The sequence below is a fragment of the Pseudoalteromonas sp. 2CM32C genome, assembly GCF_023161925.1.
GTDB lineage: Bacteria > Pseudomonadota > Gammaproteobacteria > Enterobacterales > Alteromonadaceae > Pseudoalteromonas > Pseudoalteromonas marina.
Genome location: NZ_JALNTI010000003.1, coordinates 190,077 through 207,286 on the forward strand (window position 1 = coordinate 190,077; position 17,210 = coordinate 207,286).

The window sequence follows — 17,210 nt, forward strand, 5'->3', positions numbered from 1 at the left end:
TTTTTAGCACTTTAATTTAAGGAGAGATCATGAGCTTACAGGCCGTTTTATTTGATATGGATGGCACGCTAGTCGATTCAGAAGCGATGCATTTTGTATGTTGGAGCACATTGTTAGCGCCATTTGAGGTAAGTTATTTAGATGATGAATTTTGTCAGCGGTTTTCAGGGCGTCCTACACTAGAAGCGGCAATTGAAATTAAAAGTGAGAATAATTTATCAGTCAGTGCTGAGTTTTTAGCTGCTGAAAAATATCGATTATTTGGTGAATACGTCAAAACGAACTTACCACCGCTTATGCCATATGTAGAACAAACGCTAAAAGCGGTTAAAAATAGTGGCTTAAAAATGGCGCTTGTCACCGGAAGTGCAACAAGCGAAGCTATGCCAATTCTAAAAGGGTTAGGGTTTTATGAGCTGTTTGATACTCTTGTTACTAAAGACGATGTAATTAGCCCTAAGCCTGCAGGCGACCCGTATTTACTCGCTTTAAAGCAAATAAACGTAAAGTCAGAAAATGCGATAGCCGTAGAAGATACATTTACAGGCGTAAGCGCCGCAAATAATGCAAGTTTAAGGGTGGTTGCTATTGCTAATAGCCACACCAAAGATCATGACTTTAGCAAAGCGACCTATTGCATGGGTAACCTTGATGAGTTTTGGCAATGGGTGCAATCTCAACTATAGTGTAAGTCACTATTACCTAGCTTGGATGCGCTAATGATTGCTATAAAATGGATGTTATTTATTACGGTTATTTTGTTTAGCTGCCCGGCTTATACTTCTCAGCCTTCTGCATTATTAGCCAAAGTGTATGATGAAGAAAAGCACAATGATATTAGTGCGTATTTAGTCAGCGAAAAATTTGACGGTGTAAGAGCCATATGGACGGGCACACAGTTTGTTACTCGCAAAGGGAATATAATTAATGCACCACATTGGTTTACTGCATCCCTGCCTAATACGTGGTTAGATGGCGAGCTTTGGACTAAACGAGAACACTTTGCTGCATTAAGCGGTATAGTAAGAACTAAAATCCCAAATAACAAAGACTGGCAAGCCGTCACTTACAAGATATTTGATATGCCAGATAAAACCTTAGCTTTTAGCGAGCGTTATAAAAATTATTCCCAACTTGTTACACATATTAATCAGCCTCATATCCAAGCTGTTAAACAGCGTCGATTTAAAAATAACAAACAGCTTTCTGACTATTTTAATAACATAACTGCGCAGGGTGCTGAAGGCGTTATGTTGCACTTAGCTGATGCAAAACACAAAAGTGGACGAAGTGGGGCTTTGTTAAAGTTAAAGCCTTACCTTGATGCTGAGGCGGTTGTCATTGCTCATTTGCCGGGTAAAGGGAAATACACGGGGATGCTGGGTGCGCTGCGCGTTAAGTCAGCCTCTGGGCAGCTATTTTCAATTGGTACAGGATTTAGCGATGCACAACGTCAAAACCCACCGGCCATTGGTAGCACCGTTACCTATCGTTTTCATGGGTTGACTAAAAATGGCCTTCCTCGCTTTGCTAGCTTTTTAAGAGTGCGAGAAAGCATATAGCAATTTAAAAGTGATCTTAAATATGCTAAATTGCGCGGCCTTTTTGGTAATGTGTGGTGGTATATGTTTGTAGGTTTTGATTACGGTAGTTCAAATTGTGCTATGGGTGTAATGAACAATAATAATGTTCAGTTAGTGCCTTTAGAGCAAGGCAAGCATTACTTACCTTCTACACTTTATACGCATCACAGTGCTTTGGTGGTTGATTTTGTTGCTAAGCATTTGAAAGGAAACGCGCATGAACAAGATTTTAAATCTCAGCGCCAAGCCCTTTTAAACTCATTGCCTCGAATTAAATCCGACCTTGATTTACAACCTTCAGATGAGACCTTATTTATTGGCCGTGAAGCAATTAGTGAATACGTTCAATTTCCTGAAGAAGGATACTTTGTTAAGTCACCCAAATCGTTTTTTGGTGCAACCGGTTTAAAGCAAGGCCAAATTAACTTTTTTGAAGACATTGCAACAGCAATGATTTTAAAAATAAAACAACGCGCAGAGCAGTCTTTAGAAAAAGTACTTACTCAAACTGTTATTGGCCGGCCTGTAAACTTTCAGGCGGTGGGCGGTGAACAGTCGAACCAGCAAGCTGTGGGTATTTTAGAGCGAGCTGCAAAACGTGCAGGCTTTAAAGACGTTAATTTTTTATACGAACCGCTAGCAGCAGGTATCGATTACGAAAGTGATTTAACACACGATCAGAAAGTGTTGGTTATAGATATTGGTGGGGGGACCAGTGATTGTTCGTTTGTGCAAATGGGTCCAAGTTTTAGAGGAAATAGTCAGCGCGATAACGACTTTTTAGCTCACAGCGGTAAACGTGTTGGCGGAAACGATTTAGATATTGCATTGAGCTTTCATGGGTTAATGCCCTTATTAGGGCTCGGCAGTACATTTAAGTCGGGATTGCCTTTGCCAAATCAGCCGTTTTGGCAGGCATGTAAAATTAACGATGTTAATTTGCAAAGCCAATTTTACAGTGAAAGTCAGGCGCGTGAACTTAATTCACAGTTGCGAGATGTAAGTGCACCAGACCTTTATAAACGCTTAATTCACTTACAACAAAATAAGCAAGGGCATCAACTTGTTCAACAAGGTGAAGCCGCAAAAATAGCCCTTTCGTCAACACCTGACTTTAACTGTGACTTGCGCTTTTTAGATACTGAACTTAGTAAAAACTTATCTGTTCATGATTTATCGTTAGCTGTAGAAAGTAGTATTAGCCAAATAGTCACTTTGGCAAAACAAGCAATAAACGATGCACAAACAACACCAGACGTTATTTATTTAACGGGGGGCAGTGCGCAGTCTCCACTAATCAAAGCAGCACTTAGCGAGCACTTAGGTAATATTAATATGGTCAATGGTGACCATTTTGGTAGTGTAACTGCTGGCCTGACGAAATGGGCCAGCATGCTTTACAAGTAACTTAAAAGGCTTAAAGACTTATTTGTCGGGTTGCGAGGTATTTTTCGTAATCTGGCAAGGTACGCTCAAGCTCGTTTTCCATTAAAGGAGAGCTTAACAGCATATCAGCACTTACCTCGTTACACGCTACAGGAATATTCCACACTGCCGCTAAGCGCAGTAATGCTTTTACATCAGGGTCATGAGGCTGAGAAGCTAAAGGGTCCCAAAAAAATATTAAAACATGAATTTCATGCTCTGCTATTTTTGCGCCCAATTGCTGGTCGCCACCCATTGGGCCACTTAAAAGCTGAACAACATCAAGCCCTGTACTTTTTTGAATTAAATGCCCCGTTGTACCTGTGCCGTATAAGGTGTGCTTGCTCAGTGTGTTTTTATGTTTGTCGCACCACAGCTTTAGCGCGGCTTTTTTGCCATCGTGAGCAACAAGGGCAATATTTTTCTTTGCAGGGAGAGATTGCGTTTTTTGTTCCATATTAATTCTTTTTATTTGTGCCTAAATGCTCATAGTTACATCAACTGTTAGCAAAATTTAGGAAAGTTATAATAGTAGATTAATAGCGAGAGCAATAAATATCATTCCCGTTACTCTATCAATCCAAAGTTGACTGTTTGGATGCTGCCTAAAAAACTGTGCGATTTTGTCGCCAAAATAAATATACGTGCAGTCTATTGGAAAAGCAAAAATAGGGTATAGCAGGCCAAAAAATGCGAGCTGAAAAGTGGCTGATGATAAGCTCGGGTCTACAAACTGTGGAATAAAAGCAATAAAAAATAAAGCGACCTTAGGGTTAAGTACCTCGGTCATCATGGCTTGAAACATCACATTAGATTTTTTAGCGGTGCTTACGTGTGGCTTATCTTCACTTTGTGTTTGTGTGGCAGTAGCTGTGTTTTTTAGCGTGCTTTTTATCATCATAAAGCCCAAATAACACAAATAAGCTGCACCAGCATATTGAACAGCACTATAGGCAGCGGGTGATGCTTTTAAAATAGCACTTAAGCCTATTACGGCAAAAAAAGTATGCACAACACCACCTAATGCAAAACCAAGTGCACTTTGCATACCCGCCGTACGGCCATTTGCAAATGTTTGTGCCATTAAAAATGCATTCGAAGGGCCTGGGGCAACCGCCATTAAAAAACTAGCAATTAAAAAAGAGAAGAGAAAATCGGGATTAATCATTATTAGAATTGATTGTTAAATATGAGTGAGTTTATCAAGCAACTAGGTAAATAAAAAGCGGGCTGTTGCCCGCTTTTTTAAGTTACGTTTTATTAAAAAGTAACGGTTGAGTTGTTAGAGCAAGCGCTTGTGCTTTGAGCTTCACATACTTGATAGGTATATGTGCCGCCACCTTTGGTAGATATTCTATCAGTGAAGCTATTAGTATTAGCTGTACTTGTCACCTTGCTTCCGTTGCGGTAAACATCAACTTGGCTTGTTGCTGCGTCAGCCCAATTAAGGTCAACATACTTGGTGCCTTTTGATTTATAACCTGAAGCAGAAAGCGTTATGTCACCTACAGGCTCTGGGTCGGTACCGCCGCCCCCATTACCACTACCTGCACAACCATTCGCAGTTAAATAGGCATCAGCATCGGCTGCTTTTACAATACCGTGTCCAAAGTAATCATCACGCCCTGTTGCGCCTTGATCTTGTGCAGTTGCTTTTAGAGCATCACGAATCTCTGTACCCGTACAGTCAGTATGATTTGACCATACAAGAGCTGCAATACCCGACACTGCAGGCGTTGCCATTGATGTACCACTCATGAATCCATAATCTGATGCGCCAATATCTATTGTAATCGTTGTGCTGCCAAGCAGTGCAGTGCGATCTTCAAATGCGGCACCCACAGCCGGAATTGTTGTATTGTTTGTATCGCCTAGTGTTGCGTAAAGCATACCAGCTTCGTTGTTAATGATAACAGCGCCTATTCCACCTGAGTTTTCACAGTTTGCTACTTTGTCATAAAAAGAAACGACACCACGGTCTATTAAACATACTTTCCCAGCAGCACCATTATCAATATTTTGTGCAGTTCCCATAAAGTACGCAGATGCTGATGCTTGACCAGTATTTTCCATTGCGGATGAAGCGTAGGGTGTGCCGTCAGCAGACATATTTGCTGCGGATGCCATGCCAGCAGGGTATGTTGAAAGCGTATCTACACCACCAGCAGTCACTTCAACACATACTGTTTCGTCAGTTGTAACACGTCTACCTTTACCTGATGAGCAGCTTGGAAATTGTGAAAAGTCAGCAATTTGATTATCTGCATCATTTGCGCCTACCATCATAACTGATGGATAACCAGCTGGATATGAACGAACGTTATTGCCATCGTTACCTGCCGCTGCAACTACAAGGCCTCCAGCGTTAGTGAAATTAGCAAAAGCGTTTGACTCAGTACTATTTGAGCCACCACCACCTAAACTCATGCTGATGATATTTGCACCTGCCTGAGAACATAAGTTAGCAGCTTGTGCTAAGTCTGATGAATAACCCCAGCCAGATTCGTTAAACACTTTTATTATGTGCATAGCAACGCCTGGTGCCATGCCTACAACACCTAAGTTGTTATCTGCAGCACCTATAGTACCCGCCACATGAGTCCCGTGTGGTCCGCCATTATCGAACCAGTTACCTGTGCCGCTGTCATTATCGCCAGTGATATTTCCCCAAATGAAATCAGGGTTTGTGCTGTCTAAACCGGAGTCAATAACACATACTTTCATACCCGCATTCGCGTCAAATGTTACCTGATCAGCTTGAGATTGATAAACAGCATACGGTGTAATTTGTTGTTGCATTGCATTGCCGGCGTCATCATTGAATAATGATAAAGGAACACGTTTTTGGTCTTCTTCAATAAGTTTTATGTGAGGGTTATTTAGTAAACCTTTTAAGCTTGTTAAATCGTGACCAGTAAATTTAGCGGCAATAAACCCATTACCGTCAACTTTTATATCACCACCGAGTTTTTTAGTAAGTGCTTTTACCACACCTTTTTTGTTGTTATCGACTTGAATTATGAAACGATCGTTTTGTGCACTTGCATTACCTGCAGTACATAGACCAGATAAAATTAATGCTAAGGCAAGTTTATTTTTTTTCATTTTTACATCCTAGAATTATCTTGTTAACCATGTGTTAACTTAATTCAACGATAGAGCAGTTGTACCTAGATTGCAATAGTGAATTGTTAATAAAAATGAAATAATTCTGATTGGGTGATTAATGTGCAGTGAAAGGGGTAAATAAAAATTACTTACCCATTAATGATGTATTTTTGTTGGGGGGGGTTATGAAAACTGCGCTTTGCGAAACAATAAATAGCTAAAAGGGACCAATAATAAAAAGTGGACGCCAATTAATATAGGGGTCTGCAACTGTAAAAATTGAGTAATAAATACCAGCAAACTTGCCCCACTCATTTGCATTGCACCAAGCAACGCTGAAGCTGTGCCCGCTTGTTTAGGGAACAAGCTTAATGCTCTTCCTGCTGCAGAGCCAAGAGTGAGCGCAAAACCAAATGCAGCCACAAACATGGGGATCATTAACGCCAAAGCTGATTTATATTGGCTAAACAGGAACATAAGTAACCCCGAGCCAACCAATAGCAGTAACCCTATTTTTAAAGCACGTTTGGGGTGGCGTTTGATGTACAGTGGCATAATAAAACTGGCAATAATGCTTAAAACGGCATTAAGTGAAAACCAAAATGTAAAATTAGCTACGCTTCCGCCAAGCTCAGTAATTATCCAGCCAGGTGCGAGGGTGACAAACACTAAAATAACCGACATAGTAACCATGCAAAGCAAGCTATTAAATAAAAATAGTGGCGTTGAAATAATAGGTATAAAGCGTCTTAAATCGAGAATATGCCCCTGATAAACGCTATCGGCTGGTCGTGTTTCTCTAAAAAAGAAAAACGTAACAATAAAGCCTACCAATGCAAACCCAGTTAAAAATAAGAAGTTCATTTCCCAGCCAAACTTAACAGTTAACCAAGCACCTAAAATGGGCGCTAAAGCAGGAATAAAGCACACAATGCCATTTAAGTAAGTAATAATTTGGCCGCTACGTTCGCTACCAAATTTGTCTCTTACAATAGCGAAAGCGACAACAAATGTGGCGCATGCACCTAACCCTTGTAATGCTCGAGCAGAAAGTAATACTTCAAACGAAGGGGCACAGTAAGCAAGTAACGCAGAGCCTGCATATAAGCTAATACCCACTAATGCGACAGGCTTTCGGCCAAATCTATCTGCTAATGGCCCTGCAATTAACTGACCTAGTCCAACGGTTAACATAAAAATGGCAACAGTTTGCTGCACTTGTTGCTCAGTCACCAAAAATTGCTCTGCTATGGTAGGAAAAGCGGGCAGATAAATATCAATAGCCATAGGGCAAAAAATAACGAGCAACGCTAAGATAAGTAATAAAGTTAGATTAGGTTTTGCGGGCTGTGTATGCATTGAGTCTCCTTTTTCGCGTATTTTAGGGGGGCACTCGTAAAAAAGAAAGGGCTTTTGGCCTATGCATACGTCGTCATTCGTATTTTTTGTTAAACACATAATAAAAGCAGTAATTAAAACGGCTTTTTTAAACTGGTCTGATGTGTTAGCGTTAATAAAGTAACTGTAACTGGATAATAAAAATGGCAAATCAATCACCACTAGTTAAAACGTGGCATAAATTTAAAAACTTACCCTTTGGCAATTGGCTTTTTACTAAAGCTGTTTGTTTTAAAGCACCTTACTTTGGCTCAATGAAGCCCTACGTATTAGATCTGCGAGAAGGGCACTGTAGTGCTGTTGTTAAAAATCGTCGTAGTGTTCATAACCACATTGGAACCATTCATGCAATTGCGCAGTGTAATTTGGCTGAGTTATGTGCAGGGGTGATGGTTGACGCGACTGTACCGGTAAAAACCCATCGTTGGATACCCAAGGGAATGACCGTACAATATTTGGCAAAGGTTGATACAGACGTTACGGCTATTGCTGAAATTGATTTGCCACGCCAGTGGATTGATAAAGAAGATTTAGTAGTACCAGTAAAGCTTTATAATACCCGCAACGAACTCGTGTTCACTGCAGATATTACAATGTATATTACTGAGAAAAAATAGCCTACCGCTCGCTTTTATCTGTGGCTTGTTTATTTACAAACGACAAGCCGCTGTCATCTTCTTCAATCAGTGTTTTAACTTCTTTTTCAGTTGGTTCAGCAGTTAACTCTACTGTCTCTTTTTCAGTGCGTTGCTTTAAGTTGCCTTCAATTATAGCGCCAGCATCTATACTCAATGAATCATGAAATACGTCGCCATGGACGTGAGCACCACTTTGTATTTTTACTTCGCTTGCATTGATAGAACCAATAACAGTGCCTTTAACAACAATGCCTACTGCTTCAACAATTCCTTCAACTACACCGGAGGAGCCTATAACTAATTGCTCGGCTTTTATGTCGCCATCTATGCGACCATCAAGTTGAACCTCACCTTGGCTTATTAAAGTGCCAGTAAGGCGCACATCTTCAGAAATAATAGAGGGGGTATGATTAACCTTTCTTAGGTTAGTACTTGTTGATTTTTTTCTACCGAACACGAGAAAGCGCCTTTGTTATTTTTAGAGGATTGACTTGTTCGCCATTAACCAATACTTCGTAGTGTAAATGAGTGCTAGTACTTCTACCAGTGCTCCCCATTAAACCAATTACATCGTGCTTGGCAATGTGCTGGCCTTTTTTCACTTTTATTTTATTTAAATGGCCAAAGCGAGTTACTAAGCCATTTTTGTGTTCAAGTTCAATAAAGTTACCATATCCGCCATTACGCCCTGCACGAAGAACCACAGCGTCGGCCGGAGCAAAAATTTCGGTTTTGTGCCAACCCGCTAAGTCTACGCCTTTGTGAAATGCTCGGCGATTATTCATTGGGTCTTTGCGTAAGCCAAAGCTACTTGAAATATAATATTTTGCAGCGGGTAAGGGCAGGGTGTTAGGTAATTCAGTTAATAAATTTTCTAGATTATTTAACGCGACTAACTTATCAACTATAGCCAAAAAATGACCGGGTATATTTGTTTCATCGAATACATCAAACGGGCCACCTTGAGCAATATGCAAAGAGTTAATTGCTAGGTGTTCTTCCAAAGCGGCATCAAGGCCTGCGCCTTTAAGCATGGCTAAAATAGCGTTATGTCGTTCGTTTATTTTTTTGTCTAGATAATTAAAGCTTTGTTCGTATTGCTCATTTAAATGTGCCAAACGTGTTTCAAAACTAATAGGCTTACCTAAATTAACTTGCTTAGCATTCGGGTTTTCATCTACTAAAGGTTCATGAAATTCGTTTTTATTTTCGTTAATAGGTGACTCAAGCTCTTCACCTAACTGAATAACGTCTTGACTGATTGAAGCAGGTAAAGATTCGATCATGCTTTGAAGTAGCGCTTGTTTTTGTTCAAGAGTTACTAGCTGTTTGAGTTGCTGTTCGTGAAGACGTTGTTGCTCGCTAACTTTTTGTTCCCATAGTACTTGTTTGTTAAGCTGATTTTTTTCTATGTCAGAGATATGGTTAGTTTGTGTATATACACGAAAGCTAGAAATGCTCACCCATACAAGTGTTGCTAAAATAAGCACTATTGCAAAAAGTTGTAACCAAGGCGCTAAAACAACATGCTTAACCTCGCCATTTTGACGAATAAGGAGTTGGCGAGCTGGAAAAAGTTTTTTGTAAGACTTTATAAATACTGACATGGCATATAAACACTGGCTACTAACCGGAATAATGTATCAATCTGAGCTTAAAAAGCCAGAAAAAAATTGTAACTGTTCAAAAATTAATAAAAAAGGGCTGCTTTTAAAAGCAGCCCTTTCATTTAAGTATGTTTGATTGAGATTATTTTGCGGCTAAAACCGTGCTTTCAACTGAACCAAAACCAATACGCGCAAAGCCTTCTTTTTCACACCAGCCGCGCATAATAACGTTATCGCCATCTTCTAAAAAGCTGCGTTGTTCGCCATTGCTTAGCGTTATTTTTTCTTTACCGCCACGAGAAAGTTCAAGTAAAGAACCCGCTTCTTCATGTGTTGGGCCAGATTGCGTACCCGAACCCAGCATATCACCTGGCATAAAGTTACACCCGTTAACTGTGTGGTGAGTTACCATTTGAGCTACAGTCCAGTAAGAGTGCTTAAAGCTAGAGGTAGATACGCGGGTAGGAGAGTGCCCTTCGCTACGCATTTTTTCGGTTTGAATTTTTACATCCATTTGAATATCAAACGCACCTTGCTCGCGATTAGCGGCAGATTCTAGATATTCCATAGGTTGAGGATCGTTTTCATCACGGGTCCAACTTGTTCTGTACGGTGCGAGTGCTTCTGTTGTAACAATCCAAGGAGACACTGTTGATGCAAAGTTTTTCGCTAAAAAAGGCCCTAATGGTTGGTATTCCCAAGCTTGTAAGTCGCGGGCAGACCAGTCGTTAAATACACAAAAACCAAATACATGGTTTTCTGCATTTTCGATTGCAATTGCATCGCCTAGCGCATTTCCTTTACCTAAGTAAATGCCAAGCTCTAGCTCGTAATCAAGGCGTTTACATGGACCAAACGAGGGAGCGTCTGCATCGGGTGCTTTAGTTTGTCCTTTAGGACGGTGAAATGTTTGCCCAGACACATCAATAGATGAAGAGCGGCCATGGTAACCAATCGGTACCCATTTATAGTTAGGTAATAGTGGGTTATCAGGGCGAAATAAACTACCTACTGCCGTAGCATGATAAATAGAGGTATAAAAGTCGGTGTAGTCACCAATACGACATGGTAATGAAAATTCAATATCAGCTTGCGATATTAATACGCTCGCAATATCTTTTTGACATTCAGCGCCTTCGCGTAATGCTTTTGAAAGGGCTAAACGAAGTGCTGACCAATATTGCTGCCCTAAACCCATAAATGTATTTAGCGTTGACTCGCTCGCTGCATCGAGTGCTATTTTAGCGTCGCCTGTAAATACATTTAGCTCATTTAGTTTTGCAAGGTCGATAACCTGATCACCTATCGCAACACCGCCACGAAATACTTCGTTAGTGCCTTTGCGACGAAACTCGGCAAATGGCAAGTTTTGAATAGGGAAGTCGCAATTGGCAACATTCGCTGACTCTACCCAGCTTGTTAAATTAATATCATGGGTTTCGTTAATTAGGCTCATTACATTTCCTTTGGTTTAACTGTATGGCAACAATGGAGTATTTATTTAAGCATACTTGCACTTTAAGCCATACATTTTAAATATTAAAACGACAAAAAGCAGCGAAGGTCGCTGCTTTTAATTTACTCAAAAAGATTATAAAACGCCGCGGCGCTCTTGATCGCGTTCAATTGATTCAAATAACGCTTGGAAATTACCTTCACCAAAACCGCCATCATCAACGCGTTGAATCATCTCTATAAAAATTGGGCCAAATAAGTTTTTAGAGAAAATTTGTAGTAGGTAACAATTTTCGCTTTGGCTATCAACCAGTATTTGGTGTTCGCGAATTTTGTCTTTGTCTTCTTTTACCCACGGCACACGGTCGAAAATGGTGTCGTAGTATTCAGGAATAATATCAAGCGTTGCAATAGTTGATTTATCTAGTTTGTCTAGCGAGCTAACTAAATCGTCAGTTAAAAATGCTAAATGTTGAACGCCTGGGCCATTGTATTCACCTAAGTATTCGTCAATTTGGTTGTTGTCGTTGCCTTTACCTTCATTGATTGGAATTGAGAAGGTGCCACATGGAGATTTAAGCGCATATGAAATTAGCGCCGTTTTTTGACCTTTGATGTCAAAGTAACGTACTTCTGTAAAACCAAACACATCTTTATAAAAGTTTGCCCATGTTTTCATTGTGCCTTTATAAACATTATTAGTTAGGTGGTCGATGCGCTTAAAGCCTTTGTCTTCAACAACCGTTTGCGTTGCTAAATCTTCAAAGTCACTTTCATAAATGGTGCCTTTATCGCCAAATTGGTCAATAAAGTAAATTAGGCTATCGCCAATACCGTAAATTGCAGGGTAAGGAAGGTTTTTGTGTGTAGAATCGGTTGCAGGTTTTGCACCGCGCTCTACTGCAGTTTCAAATGCTTTTTGAGCATCTTCAACACGCCAACCCATTGAACAAATTGCAGGGCCATGGCTTTTAGCAAATTCGGCTGAAAAACCTTCACGCTCGTTGTTCAGTAAAAAGTGAATGTCGTTTTGATTGTAATAAACAATGTCTTTGCCTTTAAACTTTTTAAGCTTTGAAAAGCCAAAGTCAGTAAATACTTTGTCCATGTAATCTGCATCAGGCGTGGCGTATTCAGTAAATTCAATACCGACTAAACCTAAATAGTTAGTTACTTCACTCATTTTAATTACTCCCACAATGTAAGCACTGTGATTATTTGTTGTTGTGTTAATGGCAAGATAATTAACCAGAATTAGATTTAGGGGAAGAGCAGCCAGGTATTTAGTAATTGAGTGGTGTGTAAATTTTATAGGACGTTTGTGTCCAAGTTGTTTTGAGTCAATACAGTAGAAAATTTTTACGCTGTAAAAGTAAACAGTTTTAGTGACTGTTTTTTGATTAAGTTTATGAATTATAGTAATAAAAAAGAGAGTTTAAGTAGCTAAACTCTCTTTTTTGAAGTGGTATGAAATAGGGTTAAGTGTAATTAATTGTTTACATTTTTGACGTGTTCACCAAAAAACTTGCTACGCTGTTGTAACCACACGTTTGGTTTTATTTCAGGCGCAGCTTGGTAATGGCGTTCAATGGTTTGATTAAGTACGCGTGTTGCTTGCTCGTAAGTGAGTTTTTGCTGCGCATTACCTAAGCTTTTTATTTCGTCGCGGCTCATTGCACGGCCGGCATAAAGCATGGCATTTAAGTAGCCTGGCTCGGTTTCAAAGTTGTCATCATTAAACAGCAGCACTGCGTCTTTGAGTGCCCAGCGGTTGTTTATTTCTCCATCTTCCTTTACACCCACTAGTTCGCCATCTATGTACACTTCAAATACGCCATTGGTAGGTGCAGTATAAAATACTAAAGCGACACGATGCCAAGAGTCGGATTGTGTATTGCCAAAATAGCCGCTGTCGCTGGTTGATTTACCATAACCACCACTTGGGTCAATAAATATGTCGGCATCGTCGGTTAAGTAGTTAACGGTATCCGCTTGAACAACCGCACGGTAAATATCTTGGCCTTCTGCTGGCCAGTATAAATCCATTACAAGTGTGTAGTCTGAAACCATGCCATCAGCGGCATAATCGCCGTTAGCGGGTGTGTTTAAGTTAATATGTAGGCCTTCGGTTGGTGCATGCCTTGAAAATGCCATTACACCTGACGGCCCATCACTCAAATCACTAATGCCGAGTTCGGTAGTGGTTTTATATTGAGTTTCTTCTGGGCCCCAGTCTTTTTCTTCAGGATCGAAGTAACTGAGTACTGAAGGTCCAAAATCTGCTGTAAGTGGGCTTGCTGTATTATCAAAATTCCATACCGTTATGTTTTCTTCGTTTGTACATGAAAACAGTTGATTGTTGGTATCTAGGTATAAGCACTGGCTTGTTCTAAATCGGGCGTACTGATCTAGTAACCACCATGCTTCGGCAATGGGTTCTACGTTTGAAAATGTAACACCATTAAAAAATAATTCAGGGTTAAGCGCTGCGCCTTTAAATAAAGCGACATCATAATTGCTGGTTGCTTGAATGTTTTCGGGTGTCAGTAAAAACCAGTCCGGTTGGCTTGCATACATAGATGTTAAGTCTGTACCTGTTACTGTCACTTTATATATTGCATTAAAACCGGGTGTATTTGAAGGCTGTCTTTCTACATAAAATGCTTCGTGAAAATCTTCTTGTGTGAGCGTGCCGGGTGTCCAACGTTTTTGAACCAGTTCGGGGTTTAAAAGTGCAGCTGTGATTGAACTTTCGTGTTGCGCGGCTAATGCTGTTATTTCAGCTAACTCAATTGCACTAGGGTAGTTTTCTGAAATAGCTATTTCGGTTTGTGCATCAGGCGCGTAACGGCCCATAATTTCATCTATGGCTTGCTTTGTTGGTTCATCACGTTCAGTAATAGTTTCAGTGGCAATCGTTTGATAGTTCACAACAGGTGATGTTTTATCAGCTAAATTAAACTCAAGTGTTAAGTCGGTTATCCCTTTTGCATAAAAGTCAGGTTGAATAACAATGGCGCCATTTTCTAGTGTATCAAAGCTTTCGCCGCCATGGGTATGGCCCCCTAATACTAAATCAATACCTGCAACGTCAGTTGCCATATCTGTGTCTAGGCCTACTCCTAGATGGCTTAGCATTACCATGTAATCAACATCATCACGGTATTGGTTTACAATGCTTTGTGCGACTTGTTGCCACTCCCAGCTCATTTTAAATTGTTTTATAAAATCTGGGATTGGATCGTCTTGCTGTGGCTCATCTAATTCATTCCATGGCACCGACGTCATGCCAAATACACCTAAGGTAACACAGCCCACTTGCACTTTTGCAAAGCTCACAGCGGCAAAATCTTGAAGTTGCTCCCCTTCATAGCGAGTGTTACTTGCAAGCACAATCGCTTTATCATCTTGCGAATAGCTCAGTAGCTTTTCTGGCCCCCATGCATAGTCGTGGTTTCCCACAACACGGATATCAAACTGCATCGCTTTAATGGCTTCTTCGGTTGCTGTACCTTGTGAAAGTTGCTCTGCTACCGTGCCTTTTTCATAATCGTCACCACCATTGGTAAATAGGGTATGTGGTGTTTGGTTGGCGACTTGATTGTAATAGGCTTTAATACGGCTAAAGTATTGTTCCTGATACCCAAAACGAGCATGTAAGTCTGCTACATGAACAAAGCGTACCGATTGTGTTGTTGCGCTCGCTTCACATGTTGGACCAATATCGGCGAATGCTTCTTTACGCTGCATTTGAATTGCATAAGTGCCGACTTGATTCACTTGTGCACTGACATAATCATCGCTTACGGTTGAGTTAGTAATCGTTTCCCACCTATTTAGGCCTAACTGTCTGGCTATGAATAATTGCCCACCGAGTACATAGTCTTCAGGTATTTTTATTCTAATAGTAAAGGACTCTGAAAATGAAATGTCAGGGTCGGGTATAAGGGTGTGTAAATCAGAGATAATGTTTAACTGTGCGTTGGCATCATCTAGCGTCGTTTTTTCGTAAGTGATTTCGCTATTTGATGAAGCTATATTTGCAGGGATAATTAATTCAAAACCCCCGTTATCTAACGTTGAGTTTAAGCCGTTAGCAGCAGTTAAAGAAAGTAGGGTTGGCTCGGGTTCAACAGGATCATTTGGATTAACCGTTACTGCATCACTCGCACCACCGCATGCACTTAACATAAAGAGCAAAAATGGTATTGCAGCTATTTTTAATAACTTGTCCAATAACATATACAGCAGTCCTCGGGTGTCTAATTTAACAATTTATTAATGCATAATATCAGTTAAAAGTATGGGAGCATAGCTGTATAAAAATGCCCCCATAGCAATTATGGGGGCATTTTTTATTTGTTACTACATTTGGAATATGCAGTAAATAATTATTAGTACAAAAGGATTAACCGAATTAGGTCTCTAATCCTTGTTTTTCCCATATTTTCGCTTTAAAGCTCATAAGCACTAAAACAATACCTACACCAATGCTAAATAATGCAATTTGTAAGTATAGGGTAGGGATTTCTTGAACGTTATTTGGATCAAAGTTACCAGCAAGTAAACCTGCGATAATATTACCAATAGAGTAAGTTAAAACAAACACACCCATCATTTGACCCGTATAGCGACGCGGCGATAACTTGCTTACTGCACTTAATGCAACAGGGCTTAAACAAAGCTCACCCACTGTGTGTAAAAAGTACGTAGTAACCAACCAGTAAGGCGCTACTTTTAAGCCTTCTGCTGCATAATGTGCTGCCATAAACATGACTAAAAAGCCTGAGGCCATGATGATCAGGCCAAATGCACATTTTACGCTGTAAGTAGGCGATATCATTTTTTTAGATAGGTTTATCCAAAGCGCAGCAAAAAATGGCGATAAAACAATAATAAATAGTGAATTTAAAGATTGAAACCATGTAGTTGGAATTTCAAAAGTACCTATAAGTCGGTCGGTGTAATCGCGGGCAAATAGGTTTAATGAAGAACCTGCTTGCTCAAAACCAGACCAAAAACATGCAGAGGCAACACACACTAAAAATAGTGCCCACATTCTTTGTTTTTCTTCGCCTGTTAATTTACCTTTAAAATAAATAAGGCCAAAGTACACAAAGAATATAATAGTAAATGCAACAGCTGTATAACCGGCTACAACCGAAGGGTTTATAATGATAGCACCCGTCATAGCGGCTATGGTAACGCCCGCAACAACAGCCACAAATAATGCGATAGCACCCCATGTACGTGAAGTGCCTTTAGCGCTTAACGGATTAGCAGGTAAAGCGCTGTGCTCTGGTAAGTTATTAAGGGTAATTTTGTATTGTACTAAACCAATGGCCATACCAACAGCTGCTGCACCAAATGCCCAGTGCCAACCTACGTTCTCCATAAAGTAACCACATACGTAGTAACCTATTAAAGAACCCATGTTAATACCCATGTAATAAATAGCGTAACCGCCATCACGACGCTCATCAGCATCGCTGTATAACTGGCCTACCATTGCGCTGATATTTGGCTTGAGTAAGCCCGTACCTGTTGCAACAAAAATTAAACCAATAAAAAATGAATATTCATGTGGAACGGCCAAAATAATGTGGCCACACATAATGATAATACCACCGTACCAAACCGCTTTTTGGCCGCCAAATAACCTATCCGCTAACCAACCGCCAGGTAAGCCTAAAAAGTATACTGCACCTGTGTATAAACCATAAATAGCAGCCGCTGATGCAACCGTAAAGCCAAGGCCTTCTTGTTGTAAGCTTGCTGTCATGAATAATACGAGCATAGCTCGCATACCGTAATAACTCATTCGTTCCCACATTTCAGTGAAGAACAATGTCGAAAGTCCTTTAGGGTGGCCAAACCAGCCACTATCTGGAGCTGAACTCATATTTACTTCCTAACTTAAAGAATTGTTGTGGTGGCCTTATAATTTTTTGCTTTAGCTAAGTTAGCCTATTTATAAGGTTAAAGTGCTCGACCAC

General features: G+C 40.2%; 14 protein-coding genes. 4 read left to right on the top strand and 10 right to left on the bottom strand.

Going from position 1 to position 17,210, the window contains the following annotated elements; all coding sequences use genetic code 11:
- Positions 1-29 precede the first annotated feature (29 nt).
- The 3 genes from MTF67_RS07840 (at position 30) to yegD (ending at position 2,990) form a co-directional block, all read left to right on the top strand.
- Complete coding sequence (locus MTF67_RS07840; protein WP_248519215.1) at positions 30-686, top strand: HAD family phosphatase; 657 nt, start codon at positions 30-32, stop codon at positions 684-686.
- Between the two features lie 33 nt (positions 687-719).
- Positions 720-1,562, top strand: coding sequence for a DNA ligase (locus MTF67_RS07845; RefSeq protein ID WP_248519216.1), 843 nt, complete (start codon positions 720-722; stop codon positions 1,560-1,562).
- 63 nt (positions 1,563-1,625) lie between these two features.
- Positions 1,626-2,990, top strand: coding sequence for a molecular chaperone (gene yegD / locus MTF67_RS07850; RefSeq protein ID WP_248519217.1), 1,365 nt, complete (start codon positions 1,626-1,628; stop codon positions 2,988-2,990).
- A gap of 10 nt (positions 2,991-3,000) precedes the next feature.
- Here yegD and MTF67_RS07855 read toward each other — a convergent pair whose 3' ends face one another.
- The 4 genes from MTF67_RS07855 to MTF67_RS07870 form a co-directional block, all read right to left on the bottom strand.
- On the bottom strand, positions 3,001-3,465 hold the full coding sequence (locus MTF67_RS07855) for a methylglyoxal synthase (RefSeq protein WP_006791424.1): 465 nt from the start codon (positions 3,463-3,465) through the stop codon (positions 3,001-3,003).
- A 66-nt stretch (positions 3,466-3,531) separates the two neighbouring features.
- A complete protein-coding gene (locus MTF67_RS07860) occupies positions 3,532-4,176 on the bottom strand; it encodes a LysE family translocator (RefSeq protein WP_248519218.1) in 645 nt (214 codons plus the stop codon).
- 92 nt (positions 4,177-4,268) lie between these two features.
- Positions 4,269-6,113: a S8 family serine peptidase gene (locus tag MTF67_RS07865; RefSeq protein WP_248519219.1), complete on the bottom strand. Its 1,845-nt coding sequence runs from the start codon at positions 6,111-6,113 to the stop codon at positions 4,269-4,271.
- Positions 6,114-6,299: 186 nt separating this feature from the next.
- A complete protein-coding gene (locus MTF67_RS07870; protein ID WP_203986427.1) occupies positions 6,300-7,475 on the bottom strand; it encodes a multidrug effflux MFS transporter in 1,176 nt (391 codons plus the stop codon).
- A 182-nt stretch (positions 7,476-7,657) separates the two neighbouring features.
- On the opposite strand from MTF67_RS07870, the gene MTF67_RS07875 reads away from it, so the two are divergent.
- A complete protein-coding gene (locus MTF67_RS07875) occupies positions 7,658-8,131 on the top strand; it encodes a hotdog fold domain-containing protein (protein ID WP_006791419.1) in 474 nt (157 codons plus the stop codon).
- A gap of 1 nt (position 8,132) precedes the next feature.
- On the opposite strand, the gene MTF67_RS07880 is transcribed toward MTF67_RS07875, so the two are convergent.
- From MTF67_RS07880 to MTF67_RS07905, 6 genes are all read right to left on the bottom strand, one after another.
- Entirely contained in the window at positions 8,133-8,609 is a 477-nt protein-coding gene (locus tag MTF67_RS07880) for a polymer-forming cytoskeletal protein (RefSeq protein ID WP_010557060.1), read from the bottom strand.
- A complete protein-coding gene (locus tag MTF67_RS07885; protein WP_248519220.1) occupies positions 8,599-9,759 on the bottom strand; it encodes a peptidoglycan DD-metalloendopeptidase family protein in 1,161 nt (386 codons plus the stop codon). The genes MTF67_RS07880 and MTF67_RS07885 overlap by 11 nt, the downstream gene beginning before the upstream one ends.
- A 142-nt stretch (positions 9,760-9,901) precedes the next feature.
- Positions 9,902-11,215: a fumarylacetoacetase gene (fahA, locus tag MTF67_RS07890; RefSeq protein ID WP_248519221.1), complete on the bottom strand. Its 1,314-nt coding sequence runs from the start codon at positions 11,213-11,215 to the stop codon at positions 9,902-9,904.
- Positions 11,216-11,350: 135 nt separating this feature from the next.
- A complete protein-coding gene (gene hppD, locus MTF67_RS07895) occupies positions 11,351-12,397 on the bottom strand; it encodes a 4-hydroxyphenylpyruvate dioxygenase (RefSeq protein WP_248519222.1) in 1,047 nt (348 codons plus the stop codon).
- A gap of 305 nt (positions 12,398-12,702) precedes the next feature.
- Complete coding sequence (locus tag MTF67_RS07900; protein WP_248519223.1) at positions 12,703-15,456, bottom strand: metallophosphoesterase; 2,754 nt, start codon at positions 15,454-15,456, stop codon at positions 12,703-12,705.
- Positions 15,457-15,631: 175 nt separating this feature from the next.
- Entirely contained in the window at positions 15,632-17,116 is a 1,485-nt protein-coding gene (locus MTF67_RS07905) for a peptide MFS transporter (protein WP_006791412.1), read from the bottom strand.
- Positions 17,117-17,210 lie beyond the last annotated feature (94 nt).

Bases quoted from the DNA above. Each gene is read 5' to 3' on its own strand.
- MTF67_RS07865 (WP_248519219.1), bottom strand. From the start codon at position 6,113: ATGAAAAAAAATAAACTTGCCTTAGCATTAATTTTATCTGGTCTATGT.
- MTF67_RS07840 (WP_248519215.1), top strand. From the start codon at position 30: ATGAGCTTACAGGCCGTTTTATTTGATATGGATGGCACGCTAGTCGAT.
- hppD (WP_248519222.1), bottom strand. From the start codon at position 12,397: ATGAGTGAAGTAACTAACTATTTAGGTTTAGTCGGTATTGAATTTACT.
- fahA (WP_248519221.1), bottom strand. From the start codon at position 11,215: ATGAGCCTAATTAACGAAACCCATGATATTAATTTAACAAGCTGGGTA.
- MTF67_RS07855 (WP_006791424.1), bottom strand. From the start codon at position 3,465: ATGGAACAAAAAACGCAATCTCTCCCTGCAAAGAAAAATATTGCCCTT.
- MTF67_RS07900 (WP_248519223.1), bottom strand. From the start codon at position 15,456: ATGTTATTGGACAAGTTATTAAAAATAGCTGCAATACCATTTTTGCTC.
- MTF67_RS07875 (WP_006791419.1), top strand. From the start codon at position 7,658: ATGGCAAATCAATCACCACTAGTTAAAACGTGGCATAAATTTAAAAAC.
- MTF67_RS07845 (WP_248519216.1), top strand. From the start codon at position 720: ATGATTGCTATAAAATGGATGTTATTTATTACGGTTATTTTGTTTAGC.
- yegD (WP_248519217.1), top strand. From the start codon at position 1,626: ATGTTTGTAGGTTTTGATTACGGTAGTTCAAATTGTGCTATGGGTGTA.
- MTF67_RS07870 (WP_203986427.1), bottom strand. From the start codon at position 7,475: ATGCATACACAGCCCGCAAAACCTAATCTAACTTTATTACTTATCTTA.
- MTF67_RS07860 (WP_248519218.1), bottom strand. From the start codon at position 4,176: ATGATTAATCCCGATTTTCTCTTCTCTTTTTTAATTGCTAGTTTTTTA.
- MTF67_RS07905 (WP_006791412.1), bottom strand. From the start codon at position 17,116: ATGAGTTCAGCTCCAGATAGTGGCTGGTTTGGCCACCCTAAAGGACTT.
- MTF67_RS07885 (WP_248519220.1), bottom strand. From the start codon at position 9,759: ATGTCAGTATTTATAAAGTCTTACAAAAAACTTTTTCCAGCTCGCCAA.